This is a genomic window from Prevotella fusca JCM 17724 (assembly GCF_001262015.1).
Lineage (GTDB): Bacteria > Bacteroidota > Bacteroidia > Bacteroidales > Bacteroidaceae > Prevotella > Prevotella fusca.
Genome location: NZ_CP012075.1, coordinates 453972 through 467367 on the forward strand (window position 1 = coordinate 453972; position 13396 = coordinate 467367).

Here is a 13396-nt window from a genome sequence, read left to right on the forward strand (position 1 = left end):
ACGAGTATGACAGACTTAGATAAATTGGTCCGACCTAATATCCGAGAGTTCCTCTCTTGTACAAATGCAAGAACAGAACAGCCCACCGGGCAATTCCGGCAAATCATGCTTGATGCCAATGAAAATCCATATAACAAGCCGTTCAACCGTTATCCATCTGACTCACAGGAAGAATTAAAAACACAGCTTGCAAAGTTGAAGGGTGTTACAGATAATGAGATTTTTCTCAGCAATGGCTCAACAGAAGCTATTGACATGTGCTATCGCATCTTCTGTCAGCCTCGGGTTGACAATGTTGTTGCCATTGAACCTACATGCGGATTGTACCGACAGTTTGCAGCATTCAATGATGTTGAGTATCGTCCAGTTCTCTTAGATTATGATTTTCAGTTGGATGCGATACGACTTCTTAAAACTTGTGACAGACATACGAAGTTGATTTGGCTTTGTTCGCCTAATACACCAAATGGAAACTTATTGGATACTGTGGAAGTAGAGAAGGTTCTAAAAACATTCAATGGTATTGTAATTATTGATGAAGCATATTCCGACTTCTCCCGTCAGCAGCCTTTCCGTGAACGGCTGGCAGAGTTCCCAAACATGATAGTTCTCAATACTTTCTCAAAAGCATGGGCCAATGCAGCTATCCGCTTAGGTGTTACATGCGCACAGGAAGCTGTCATTGACTTATTCAACAAGGTAAAGTATCCTTATAACATCAATCAGCTTACACAGGAGCAAGCCGTTGATGCCCTCAAACACCGTTATGACATAGAAGACTGGATAAAAATTCTGCTGCTGGAACGCCAACGTATGATGAAAGCCTTTGAGAGTCTGGCTTGCTGCGAGCAGGTTTATCCATCAAATGCTAATTTCTTTCTGGCTCGGATGAAGGATGCACAAGGCGTGTATGACTATCTTACGGAAAAAGGTATTGTGGTACATAATTGCTTCAAAGAACCATTGTGCGACAACTGTTTGCGAATAACAATAGGGGCAAAAGCCGAAAATGCAGAAATTCTTGGAATTCTCAGATATTATAAGCCTACAAAGTAGTCTCATACTATAAGAGACAATTCGTTGACGAATCCTATCCTGATAGGAAAAAAATATCAGAACAGATAACTCTAATACATAAGAACCCTCTCTCCCATCATAAATTTCCTTTTGCATCTTACCTCATTGGTTCGGAGCAGGATAGATTTTTATTGATGAAAAAAGGCTGAAATAGACTGTACAAAACTGTTTGTTTGTCATATTTTTTCCTTGTCTTATTTTGTATTGACGCTCATTTGCATCCTAATTAAGCCCAAATTGAGATTCAAAAGATGCTTAATTGAAGTCTAACTAAGGCTTAATTGAAGCCCAATTAAGCATCTTTTCTTACACGGTCTTATAACAAACTGAAAATGTGTTAGTTACAAACATGGATACAAAGGGTATTCTTCTCTTTATTTACATAACAAAGCCAATAATTTATGTAATGTTTTTTCACAACTGTAAATACGGAGAAAGAGAACCTGTTTCTATTTGATATTAAGGTGGAAAAAACACTGATGAAAAAAGCTGATTATTCTCTTGACTGATTACATCTACAGTAAACTGCATGTCTGAAGTAATTCCTCTGACTGAAGAGAACTGAACCCAACAGAGGGACTTCTACCCTACCTTGCTTCTTCTGACCATTGTATGGACAAATGGGAATGCCAGCCGCAGTTTTCACTTAGCTGCTACGTTTTCAGAAATAAGGCTGTTAGTTGCGAATTATTTTCACGAAAACAAACTCATTCTCAACATGAAAACAATTCGCAACAGTTACTTTGCTTTTAGAAACAGCATATTGCAGGATTCATGGCAGTACATTGGCATCTCGAAAACTGATCACAAATCAGACACTTAGAGTCAACGCATGAACGTCGTCGACTAATAAACACGAGGGCCGAAAATAGTTGTTCCGACACGAACCATAGTCGAGCGGCATTCCACGGCAATATCATAATCATGGCTCATGCCCCATGAACGCTCCTTAAACTCCGAATCCTCAGCGAAAAACTTTGCCTTCAGCTCATCAAAAAGGTCAGCCGCCAAGGTCATTTCCTTCTTGATTTGGTTACGGTCATCCACGTTCGATGCCATCATCATCAAGCCTGAGATATGCACATTCTTGAGTTCCTTCCACTCGCCACTTTCCAATAGTTCACGGCATGCGTCAGGACTGAATCCATATTTACTTTCCTCTTCTGCGATATGCAACTCCAGTAGGACGTTGATGATACGGTCATACTTTGCTGCCTGCTTATCGATTTCCTTCAACAGCTTCAAGGAGTCTACTGCCTCAATCATAGAGATATAAGGAGCTATGTACTTCACCTTATTAGTCTGAAGATGACCGATGAAATGCCATTCAATATCCTTTGGAAGGCTCTGGACTTTACGTGTCAATTCCTGCTCCTTACTCTCGCCGAAGATACGCTGCCCCTCACGATAAGCAGCTTCTATATACTCATTAGGGTGAAACTTACTGATGGCAACCAACTTCACGCCATCAGGAAGATTCCCAAGCACTTCGTGTAAATTATTTGCTACATCATACATAACGGTAAGTTTCTTTCCTTTTTACTGATTTACTTGTCGAACTCTGGCTTCTCTTCCTTCTCGTTCTTCTTGCCGTCACGATGCTCGAAGACATCCATAATCTTCGTTTCAGTGATGGCAGCAATTTCATAATCAATCATAGTTGAGCCCATCACCTCATCCACATGCTTGACTGCACCGTTCACAGAATGTGCCTGTACAAGATAAGTTACAGAAGAACGTTTTTCCTTCTCGGTCTTCTCATCCAGCGTAATAAATGCAAGTCTTGCCTTGAACCACTTATCGTCAGTATCAATATCACTGAAGAAAATCTCACCGTATGGAGCTGGCGAAATTGCTTTCACGTCAAATTCACCGCTGACATAATGTGACATTTCCTCGGTGATAAACTCTTCAGCCTCAGAGAAACTGAAAGCATCTACCACATACTGTTCAATGACCTTCTTGTTCTGACCGTCTTCCATGGCCTTGTCATATCTTACTCTCGTCTCGAACCAGGAACTTGTTCTACTTCTCATAATTAATCTTTAAGTTTTTAAGCCCTGCTTTCCCGTCATCAGACGAAGACGAAAAGGAGAGCAACAGGCGGTTTTTATAGTAGTGCAAAAGTAGTAAAAATTCTGCGTTAATCTGCTAAAAGTGCGGTTAAAATAAAAAAAATGTCTATCTTTGCATCATAGTATAGAATATAAGGGCAGACGGATTTCTGCTCTCTCCATCATCAGGAGAATAAACAAAGTCATTATGCCGGAAATATCAGTTCGTGGGCTTGAAATGCCGGAGTCACCTATCAGGAAGCTGGCTCCACTTGCCGCTGATGCAAAGAAGCGTGGTATTAAAGTTTACCATTTGAATATCGGTCAGCCAGACCTTCCTACGCCGCAATGCGGACTGGACGCACTGAAGAAGATTGATCGTAAACTTTTGGAATACTCACCGTCACAAGGTTACCTTTCTTACAGGGAGAAACTCTGTGACTTTTATAAAAAATTCAACATAAACGTTGCACCAGATGATATTATTATTACAGCTGGTGGTTCTGAAGCTGTGCTGTATTCATTCATGGCGTGTCTGAATCCTGGTGACGAGATCATAGTACCGGAACCTGCATACGCCAATTACATGGCATTTGCTATATCGGCAGGTGCAAAGATAAAAACCATCGCAACCTCCATAGAAGAGGGGTTTGCACTGCCTAAGGTTGAGAAGTTTGAAGAGCTTATCAACGAGAAGACACGTGCTATTATGATATGTAACCCGAACAATCCTACGGGTTATCTGTACACAAGAAGGGAGATGAACCAGATTCGTGACCTTGTAAAGAAGTACGACCTTTACCTCTTCTCTGATGAAGTTTACCGTGAATACATCTATACAGGCTCGCCCTATATCTCATCAATGCACCTACAGGGAATAGAGAACAATACGGTACTTATCGACTCTGTTTCAAAGCGTTATAGTGAATGTGGAATACGTATAGGTGCGCTGATTACGAAGAATGAAGAGATACGTAAGGCTGTTATGAAGTTCTGTCAGGCACGTCTTTCTCCCCCACTGATTGGTCAGATAGTTGCAGAAGCAAGTCTTGATGCACCGGAATCCTATTATCGTGATGTCTATGATGAGTATGTTGATCGCCGTAAATGCCTTATTGACGGTTTGAACCGCATCCCAGGAGTTTACTCTCCTATCCCGATGGGTGCTTTCTATACCGTAGCCAAACTCCCTGTTGACGACTCTGAGAAATTCTGCCGTTGGTGTTTGGAAGAGTTCAGTTATGAAGGAGAGACCATAATGATGGCTCCAGCCAGTGGCTTCTACACAACACCAGGTGCCGGTTACAATCAAGTCCGCATTGCTTATGTTCTGAAACGTGAAGACCTACAGCGTGCTTTAACCGTATTACAGAAGGCATTGGAATCATATCCAGGCCGTGTGGAAGAGGATTGATGAGTAAATAGGTGTTGAATGTTAGGAGATAGATGTTGAAAGTTGAGTGATAATGAATTGTGCTATTCATTGCTATTCTTTTTTCCATACTGTAATTTTCTCCCTCCACCACAGTAATTCATCAACACCCAACACTCATCACCCACCACCCACCACAGCAATTCATCAACACCCAATATTCATCACCCACCACCCACCACAGCAATTCATCAACACCCAACACTCATCACCCACCACCCACCACCCAACATGAACTATCCGCTTTTTATTGCTCGCAAGATATATAACGGAGGAGACAAGACACGAAAGGTATCGAAGCCTGCCATCCGCATCGCTACAGTAGGTGTAGCAATTGGATTGGCTGTTATGATAGTGTCCGTCTGCGTTGTATTGGGCTTCAAGCACTCCATCCGTGACAAGGTAGTGGGCTTCGGAAGCCATATAACTGTGGCTAACTTCCTCACATTACAAGGTTACGAGCAGCACCCTATCCAAATGAATGATTCACTGATTAAGGTTCTGAAGGCCGTTCCTAGTGTAAAACACGTACAGCGATACGCCTACACCCAGGGCATATTGAAGACCGATGACGATTTCTTAGGTGTCGTACTGAAGGGTGTAGGAGCAGACTTTGATTCCACTTTCATTTATGATAATATGGTAGAGGGTAGCCTGCCTCGATTCTCTGATACGGAGAATCAACAGAAGCTGGTCATTTCCAAAACTATAGCCGATAAGCTCAATCTAAAAGTTGGACAACGGATATTTGCCTATTTCATCAACGACCAAGGTGTCCGCACACGTAAATTTACAGTTGCAGGCGTCTATGCAACAAATATGAAGCAGTTTGATGCACAGATATGTTTTACCGACCTGTACACTGTCAACAAGCTAAACGGATGGGAAGCCGACCAATACAGCGGAGCAGAACTGCAGGTTTATGACTTCTCTCAGCTTAATCCTATATCCCTCAACGTGCTTAATAAGGTTAAGAACACGGTTGACCATTATGGCGAGACATACTCTTCAGAGAACATAATAGAGCTGAATCCGCAGATATTCTCATGGCTTGATTTGATGGATATGAACGTATGGATAATCCTTACACTTATGATTGCCGTAGCGGGTGTTACGATGATATCAGGTCTGTTGATTATCATTCTCGAACGCACCAAGATGATTGGTATATTGAAAGCACTTGGTTCACGGAACCGTCAGATACGCCATATCTTCCTTTGGTTTGCTACCTTTATTATTGGCAGAGGTCTGCTTGTAGGCAACATCATAGGACTTGTCATTATCTTCTTGCAGAAGTGGACTGGAACTATAAAGCTCGACCCGCAGACTTATTATGTAAGTACCGTGCCCGTAGAGGTAAACCTTCCGCTGATTGTCGCCCTCAACTTTGCCACACTATTGGTATGTGTTGCTGTTCTGATTGCGCCAAGCTATCTCATCAGCCACATCCATCCAGCCAAGTCAATGCACTACGAGTAAATAACAGAAGCCATACCTTCTGACAGAAAACTAAGTTTTGTAAATTAAAATACAAGACTTGAAAACATATAGATGGTTATTTGCATTCCAATCAAGGCTCAATTGACATCTTATTAAGGCTTAATTGAAGCCCGACTAAGGCTTATTTGAAGTCCAATTAAGCATCTTTTCTTGCATAACTTTATAACCAACTGGTTTTCTGTTAGTTGCAAAGGTGACTCCAAATCTGTTTTTCTTAGATTTTCAACTTATTTGAACAGCTTAGTTATGTAATAAAATTTCAGAATCTATTTATTGCAAGAAAAAGGTAAAAGGAAATCGTAAGGGATTTCGCAAGAAAGAATATCAGTAGGGATGTACTGCTTCTGCAGCTGCATATAACATTTGTTGGAACACAAAATAATATGCTCCCTATACCGTTAGGGTATATGAATTTATATTTATCTGATTATAAAATAAATAAAACAAGGAAACTAAGCTGTCACATTAAGGTTGTTGCTACTTTCTATAAAGAACTTATATAATGGTCAAGTAAAATTAACACATCTGTTAATAAGATTTATAAGCATAAGTAACGCTTTTACCTGTAAGGATTCCCTTAATATGATTATATGTGTAAGCATAGTGACAACCGACAATGCAGATGGGATACCACAGGACTGCATTGGCGGCTGTCAGCAATTACAACCTGTTACCTTCCTTGGGAAATACGACAGACGGCTTAAAGGTCTTTGCCTCCTCAAAATCCATCAGTGCATAGGAGATGATAATGACCACATCGCCTACAACAACTTTCCGCGCAGCTGCACCGTTAAGACAGATGCAACCACTTCCCCGCTCACCTTTGATAATGTAAGTTTCAAATCGTTCGCCATTGTTGTTATTGACAATCTGAACCTTCTCGCCGGCAATCAAGTTGGCAGCATCCATCAAATCCTCGTCGATCGTAATACTGCCCATATAATTAAGATTTGCTTCTGTAACTGTAGCACAGTGCAACTTGCTTTTCAAAACCTGAATTTGCATTTCTATTCTTATCTTCTATATTTAATATGGTCTATAAGCCGGATAGGTGTCTTTCCACAATAAACGGTGATACATCCAACTACATACGCTTCCCACGTGTTAACCTCAAGGAGCGTATTACCATCAACAATCTCAAAATATTCAACCTCAAGCCCGTCAACAGCATTGATGTCAGCAACAACCTTGTCATGTGTCTCTACAACGCTGTGTGTCATGGAGTATTCCACACTTTCACTCAACACTTCAAAGATTCTTGGCGCAATGGAACGCTCATCAGCAGCCAGCAGCATATTACGCGAACTCTTTGCCAGTCCGTCAGCATCACGCACAATCGGACATTCTACGATTTCCAGCACATCTTTCATTCCTATGAAATCGACAAGACGCTTGATGACAGCTATCTGCTGCCAGTCTTTCTCACCGAAATAGGCTCTGACAGGTCGTACTATATAAAACAACCTGCTGACAACCTGACAGACGCCATTGAAGTGACCGGGACGCTTCGCCCCTTCCATCACTGTCGATTGTGGTGGAAACTCATAATGGCGATTATCAGGCTCAGGGTAGATTTCTTCGACAGAAGGTGCAAACACATAGTCCGCTCCACAATCCTCTAATAGCTGGCAATCAGCCTCTAACGTGCGAGGATAGCGCTCCAGATCACCTTTGTCATTAAACTGGGTTGGATTAAGAAAAACGGAAACGACAGTCACGTCGTTCTCTTCAACACTTCGTTTCACAAGTGATGCGTGTCCTTCATGCAGAGCCCCCATCGTAGGAACCAATCCGACAGTCTTGTTTTCCTTGCGACAGTAAAAAAGCTCGTTCTGAAGTTCAACAATCTTTTTAAAAACTTTCATCAGTGACTAATAATTTATCGCTGCAAAGTAACAACAAAATAATTAAATAGACGAGAATTTAATTAAATAATCTCAACGAAAGCGACTTTTTATCTGTTTTCAACTGAAAGCGAGAGCTGTCTCGTTTTTTTTTCGTACCTTTGCACAAAATAAGCTGCGCCCGGAAAAATGAAAACAATCATTCTTTGCGCCCGCTTGCATTATTTGCAGAAATTAAAATTCTAATATTTAAAGAATGAATGGGAAAGAAAGTATTATTTGTTAATCAAGAAATCATGCCGTATGTGCCTGAAACAGAGATGTCTCTCTATGGCTCTGAAATGCCACACAGCATGCAGGATGCTGGATTTGAAATCCGCACTTTCATGCCAAGATGGGGAAATATAAACGAACGTAGAGGACAGCTGCATGAAGTTATCCGCCTTTCGGGGATGAATTTGATTATAGACGATACCGACCATCCACTTATTATCAAAGTGGCAAGTATTCCGCAGACACGCATACAGGTTTATTTCATTGACAATGAAGATTATTTCCAGAAACGTCCTGCCATGACAAAGGATGAACTGGGTAATGACTATCCAGACAACGGTGAGCGTGCCATTTTCTTTGCACGAGGTGTCCTGGAAACGGTCAAGAAGCTGAGATGGACTCCTGATGTAATTCACTGTCAGGGATGGATGTCATCCGTTATCCCGTTTTATGTAAAGACCGCTTACAAGGATGAGCCACAGTTTGCTAACTCCAAGGTAGTGACTTCAATCTTCGCAGAGCAGCCACAGAACAGCCTGGGTACGAACTTCAAGCACTGTCTGGAGTTCCGCGAGGCAAAGGCAAAACACCTGAAGAAGTATGGTGATGACTTTGACTTCATGGAATTGGGTAAACTGGCTATCGACTACTCTGATGGAGTAATCGGTACAAGCAACAAAGCAAGCACAGGACTTGTCGACTATGCCAAGAGCAATGACAAACAACTCCTGGAGCATGCCATTGATGATGCGGAATTAAAGGAAAAGTATTCAGAGTTTTACAATAAACTGTTCTGAGTTTCTCAGGATTTTTACAAGAAAAGTTCTAAATGAGAAGAAAAATCATTGCAGCTTGTATGTTTGCAGCCTGCCTCGGCATTGTATCGTGTGATGATACAACTAATTCACTTGGAGGCTCGCTGATTGACAATGGTGACAAGCTTTCCATAAAAGCAGATACCTTCAGCGTTGCATCTGAAACTATGCTTGCCGGCAGAGTTGTTGCACGCTCTGCAACAGGTTATTTAGGAAGAATGGATGACCCGGAAACGATGACAACTGTTACGGGTAACCTGATGTCACAGTTCCACGTGCTGAGTAATTATGAATTGCCTGCAAAGGATTCTATCATGAGCCGTGATGTTAACAACGAGATTATTGCTGACTCATGTGACATAAGATTGTATTACAGCACTTACTATGGCGATTCACTCAGCCAGTTGAAACTGACCGCATATGAGCTTGCTAAACCTGTAGAGGAAGGTAAGGCTTATTATTCCGATTTCGACCCTGAGGCAAAAGGATATATCCGTACAGCAGCCAAAGGAGGTATAGCAGAGAAGCGTTCTTTTACTTTGACAGACCACACAGAGGCTGACAGCATCAGAAAAAAGAAAGGTTATAATCGCAATATTATTATCCGTCTAAACAAACAATACAAAGACAAAAGCGGTGTAACATACAACAATTACGGTACTTACCTCCTTCGCAAATATCAGCAGAACCCAGGTGCATTCCGTAATGCCTATCGTTTCCTGCATGAAATCTGTCCAGGCTTCTATTTCAAGATAGATGGAGGTTCGGGAGCAATGGCACACATTCAGATGGCACAGCTGAATATTTACTTCAAACATAAGCAAAAAGGCAAGGTAACGGAGATTTCAACTAACTTTGTAAGCACTGAAGAGGTCTTGCAATTGACGAATTTCTCCAATGACAACACCCGTCTGCAACAGTTAGCAAGTGAATCGGGGCATACCTACCTCAAGACGCCAGCAGGAATGTTTACCAAACTGACATTGCCGATGTCTGACATTATGGCAGGACATACGAAAGACTCTATAAACTCGGCTAAAATCGTACTCTATCGGGAAAACAACAGCTCTGCATCCAACTACCTGTTTGGAATACCAAAGAATGTTCTGATGGTATCGGCAGACAGCCTGCAGTCATTCTTTGAGAACAACCGTCTGCCAGATAACAAGACATCGTTCCTTGCTACTTATAATAGTACAATGAATGCATACGTATTCAACAATATCTCTGGTATTATCAACCTCTTCTCCCATAACAAGTCTATGCCTGCATGGGGTAAAGTTGTAATTGTACCAGTTGACCTGCAGACCGTGACACAAGGTTCTGGCAATAATAAGCAGGTAAAGGTGACGAAGGTTTCTCATGACATGGGGCTCTCCAGCACCAAACTGCTTGGAAATACGGCAAATGGAAAGAACATTCTGATTTCTGTTATATACGGTAAATTTAATGGCAGATAACTTCTTAGAGCATCATCGCGAAGAATATGAACAGCGCAAGGCAGCCTGGCTTCGCAAGAAGAAACATCTTGGACGTCAGCCTAAAGTCAGACTACAAAAACCTGATGATGAGGCATTATGAAAGAATATAAATGTAGAATCGGACTTACAACATGCGTGTATGTCCGATTCTTTTGCTTTTGGCACACCTTTTGTTTATAAACACCTACTAATACTGGACATATTGTCCATATATAAAAGTAAAGAAAGGTTAGGATATGATGAATCAATTTTCCCCAAAGGTCTCGGAAATACTTTCATTCAGCAGAGAGGAAGCGGAGCGGCTGACAAGCAAGTCGGTTGCCCCAGAGCATATTATGCTCGCCATTCTGCGAGAGAAGTCGGGACCAGTCTGGGAACTTTTCAACCAATGTAAAGTTGATATTGACAACCTCAAGAAAGAAATAGAAAAGAAGATACAGGAGCAAACAACAGAATCTTCAGCGTCAGTTCCCGATATGCTCTTGAACGAACAGGCTAACAACATCTTGAAACTGGCTGTCCTTGAAGCTCGTTTACAGCATACACAGACAGTGGATATTATCCATCTCTTCCTCGCTATCCTGCACGACTCTTCAAACAATGGTGCAAAAATGGTACTGGAGGACAGTGGATTCAACTATAACAACGCAATATCGATGTTACAACAACACGCAAACCAGCCAAAGAATGGTATTGGCATGGCTGATGAGGACGAAATGGATGACGACATGATGTCTTCATCTGCATCATCTTCTGGAAGTAATGCAAAGACAACACAGGCACCCCGTACGAAGTCTAAAACGCCAGTACTTGACAGTTTTGGAACTGACCTTACACAAGCTGCTGCCGATGGAAAGCTCGATCCTGTAGTAGGAAGAGAGAACGAAATCATGCGTGTAAGTGAGATTCTCGGACGAAGAAAGAAGAATAATCCAATTCTAATCGGTGAACCTGGTGTTGGCAAGAGTGCTATAGTTGAGGGGCTTGCACAGCTTATCATGAAGCACCTCACCTCTCCCATCCTCTTTGACAAACGTGTCATCACGCTCGACTTGACAGCTGTGGTTGCTGGTACGAAATATCGTGGTCAATTTGAGGAGCGTATCCGTGCGTTGATTAAAGAAATTGAGCAGAACCCTGACATCATTATTTTCATAGATGAGATTCACACGCTGATTGGTGCTGGCTCTTCACCTGGTTCAATGGATGCAGCTAACATCCTGAAACCAGCTTTGGCAAGGGGAACAATACAGTGTATTGGTGCAACAACCTTGGACGAGTACCGTAATTCAATTGAGAAAGATGGAGCCTTGGAGCGTCGTTTCCAGAAGGTACAGGTTGAGCCGACCACAGTTGAGGAGACACTGCAGATTCTTCAAAATATCAAAGACCGCTATGAAGCGCATCATCATGTAAGCTATACAGAAGATGCACTGAAGGCTTGTGTGAAGTATGCAGAAAGATATATTACAGACAGATTCTTCCCAGACAAGGCGATAGATATTATTGACGAGGCAGGTTCACGTATCCATCTGCAGCACGTTAAGGTGCCGCAGGCTATCCTGGATATTCAGAAAGAGATTGAAATGGCACAGGATAAGAAGCAGGCTGCCGTGAAGAACCAGAACTTTGAACTGGCTGCAAGTTTCCGTGACAAGCAGACTGAACTTGAACAGAAGCTCAAGGATGAACAGGAGAAATGGCAGAAGGGAGACTCTGAAGACAAGGTTGAAATCAGTGAAGAAGACATCGCTGACGTTGTTTCAATGATGACGGGCGTGCCTGTACAGCGTATGAAGGAAGCTGAAGGTGTCCGGCTGAAGAATATGGACGCAGAACTGAAGCTGGTTGTCATTGCACAGGATGCCGCCATAGACAAGATGGTAAAGGCTATCCAGCGTAATCGTGTAGGACTGAAAGACCCTAACCACCCCATCGGTGCCTTTATGTTCTTAGGTCCTACAGGTGTTGGTAAGACTTATCTTGCCAAGCGACTTGCAGAGATGATGTTCGGTTCTTCAAAAGCATTGATTCGCATTGATATGAGCGAATATACCGAAAGCTTCAATACTTCACGCCTTGTTGGTGCACCTCCGGGCTATGTAGGCTATGAGGAAGGCGGACAGCTGACGGAGAAGGTACGTCGCCATCCCTACTCTATCGTCTTGCTTGACGAGATAGAGAAGGCTCACGGTAATGTATTCAACATGCTTCTGCAGGTGCTTGATGAAGGTAGATTGACTGATGGAAACGGACGATTGATAGACTTCCGCAATACGGTAATTATCATGACATCAAATGCAGGTACACGCCAGCTGAAGGAGTTCGGACAGGGTGTTGGTTTCAAGGCAGCAAGTTTGAACGGTCTATCACAGAGTGAGGGCGATAAGGAACGTGCACGTGCCATTATCCAGAAGAGTCTTAGCAAGCAGTTCGCACCAGAGTTTCTCAACCGTTTGGACGAGATTATCACCTTCGACCAGCTGGACCTCGAGGCTATCAAAAAGATTATTAACATTGAACTCAAGGGTTTGTTCAAGCGTGTGCATGAACTGGGCTACGAGATGGAGATAACGGATGAAGCCAAGGAGTTTGTTGCTACCAAGGGTTATGACGTTCAGTTTGGTGCTCGTCCATTGAAGCGTGCTATCCAAAACCATATCGAGGATGGACTGAGCGAACTGATTCTCTCAGGCAATATAAAGGCTGGTGATACTATCAAGATAACGAAAGAGAAAGACTGTGAGAAGTTGAAGTTTGAAGTGGTTTCAGCTGAATAACATCAAAGTGTTAGAGAATATCTTACCGTATTCTCACAAAGAATGTCATAAAAAATTCATTCTTCAAGATGAATTGATGCTTACTTACATTCCAATTAAGCCTTAATTGACGTTCAATAGATGCTTAATTGGAGCCTAAA

11 protein-coding genes are annotated in these 13396 nt (G+C 42.2%); 7 read left to right on the forward strand and 4 right to left on the reverse strand.

Translation table 11 applies throughout. The annotated features are described in order from the left end of the window. Window positions 1–6: 6 nt before the first annotated feature. Window positions 7–1056, forward strand: coding sequence for a histidinol-phosphate transaminase (gene hisC, locus ADJ77_RS09155; protein ID WP_025079159.1), 1050 nt, complete (start codon window positions 7–9; stop codon window positions 1054–1056). Window positions 1057–1923: 867 nt separating this feature from the next. Here the strand turns inward: hisC and ADJ77_RS09160 are convergent. Further along, a complete protein-coding gene (locus ADJ77_RS09160) occupies window positions 1924–2595 on the reverse strand; it encodes a YggS family pyridoxal phosphate-dependent enzyme (RefSeq protein WP_025079158.1) in 672 nt (223 codons plus the stop codon). A gap of 29 nt (window positions 2596–2624) precedes the next feature. Beyond that, window positions 2625–3113, reverse strand: a complete 489-nt coding sequence (locus tag ADJ77_RS09165; protein WP_025079157.1) for a DUF4494 domain-containing protein — start codon at window positions 3111–3113, stop codon at window positions 2625–2627. A gap of 226 nt (window positions 3114–3339) precedes the next feature. On the opposite strand from ADJ77_RS09165, the gene ADJ77_RS09170 reads away from it, so the two are divergent. Beyond that, window positions 3340–4545 carry a pyridoxal phosphate-dependent aminotransferase gene (locus ADJ77_RS09170; protein ID WP_050696319.1) on the forward strand — a complete coding sequence of 402 codons (1206 nt, stop codon included), beginning with the start codon at window positions 3340–3342 and terminating at the stop codon, window positions 4543–4545. Between the two features lie 249 nt (window positions 4546–4794). Next, window positions 4795–6042 carry an ABC transporter permease gene (locus ADJ77_RS09175; RefSeq protein ID WP_025079174.1) on the forward strand — a complete coding sequence of 416 codons (1248 nt, stop codon included), beginning with the start codon at window positions 4795–4797 and terminating at the stop codon, window positions 6040–6042. A gap of 681 nt (window positions 6043–6723) precedes the next feature. Here ADJ77_RS09175 and panD read toward each other — a convergent pair. Both panD and panC read right to left on the reverse strand, forming a co-directional pair. Further along, window positions 6724–7068 (reverse strand): aspartate 1-decarboxylase, encoded by a 345-nt coding sequence (gene panD, locus ADJ77_RS09180; RefSeq protein WP_025079173.1) that lies wholly within the window; start codon window positions 7066–7068, stop codon window positions 6724–6726. 8 nt (window positions 7069–7076) lie between these two features. Next, window positions 7077–7928: a pantoate--beta-alanine ligase gene (gene panC, locus ADJ77_RS09185; protein WP_025079172.1), complete on the reverse strand. Its 852-nt coding sequence runs from the start codon at window positions 7926–7928 to the stop codon at window positions 7077–7079. A 239-nt stretch (window positions 7929–8167) separates the two neighbouring features. On the opposite strand from panC, the gene ADJ77_RS09190 reads away from it, so the two are divergent. From ADJ77_RS09190 to ADJ77_RS09205, 4 genes are all read left to right on the forward strand, one after another. Next, window positions 8168–8977: a glycogen/starch synthase gene (locus ADJ77_RS09190; protein ID WP_025079171.1), complete on the forward strand. Its 810-nt coding sequence runs from the start codon at window positions 8168–8170 to the stop codon at window positions 8975–8977. Between the two features lie 32 nt (window positions 8978–9009). Further along, window positions 9010–10455: a DUF4270 domain-containing protein gene (locus ADJ77_RS09195; protein WP_025079170.1), complete on the forward strand. Its 1446-nt coding sequence runs from the start codon at window positions 9010–9012 to the stop codon at window positions 10453–10455. Next, window positions 10445–10576, forward strand: a complete 132-nt coding sequence (locus ADJ77_RS09200; RefSeq protein ID WP_025079169.1) for a hypothetical protein — start codon at window positions 10445–10447, stop codon at window positions 10574–10576. The genes ADJ77_RS09195 and ADJ77_RS09200 overlap by 11 nt, the downstream gene beginning before the upstream one ends. A 136-nt stretch (window positions 10577–10712) precedes the next feature. Further along, window positions 10713–13256, forward strand: a complete 2544-nt coding sequence (locus ADJ77_RS09205; RefSeq protein WP_025079168.1) for an ATP-dependent Clp protease ATP-binding subunit — start codon at window positions 10713–10715, stop codon at window positions 13254–13256. Window positions 13257–13396 lie beyond the last annotated feature (140 nt).

Excerpts from the sequence above, each read along its gene's own strand:
- hisC (WP_025079159.1), top strand. The coding sequence starts at position 7 with ATGACAGACTTAGATAAATTGGTCCGACCTAATATCCGAGAGTTCCTC.
- ADJ77_RS09160 (WP_025079158.1), bottom strand. The coding sequence starts at position 2,595 with ATGTATGATGTAGCAAATAATTTACACGAAGTGCTTGGGAATCTTCCT.
- ADJ77_RS09165 (WP_025079157.1), bottom strand. The coding sequence starts at position 3,113 with ATGAGAAGTAGAACAAGTTCCTGGTTCGAGACGAGAGTAAGATATGAC.
- ADJ77_RS09170 (WP_050696319.1), top strand. The coding sequence starts at position 3,340 with ATGCCGGAAATATCAGTTCGTGGGCTTGAAATGCCGGAGTCACCTATC.
- ADJ77_RS09175 (WP_025079174.1), top strand. The coding sequence starts at position 4,795 with ATGAACTATCCGCTTTTTATTGCTCGCAAGATATATAACGGAGGAGAC.
- panD (WP_025079173.1), bottom strand. The coding sequence starts at position 7,068 with ATGCAAATTCAGGTTTTGAAAAGCAAGTTGCACTGTGCTACAGTTACA.
- panC (WP_025079172.1), bottom strand. The coding sequence starts at position 7,928 with ATGAAAGTTTTTAAAAAGATTGTTGAACTTCAGAACGAGCTTTTTTAC.
- ADJ77_RS09190 (WP_025079171.1), top strand. The coding sequence starts at position 8,168 with ATGGGAAAGAAAGTATTATTTGTTAATCAAGAAATCATGCCGTATGTG.
- ADJ77_RS09195 (WP_025079170.1), top strand. The coding sequence starts at position 9,010 with ATGAGAAGAAAAATCATTGCAGCTTGTATGTTTGCAGCCTGCCTCGGC.
- ADJ77_RS09200 (WP_025079169.1), top strand. The coding sequence starts at position 10,445 with ATGGCAGATAACTTCTTAGAGCATCATCGCGAAGAATATGAACAGCGC.
- ADJ77_RS09205 (WP_025079168.1), top strand. The coding sequence starts at position 10,713 with ATGATGAATCAATTTTCCCCAAAGGTCTCGGAAATACTTTCATTCAGC.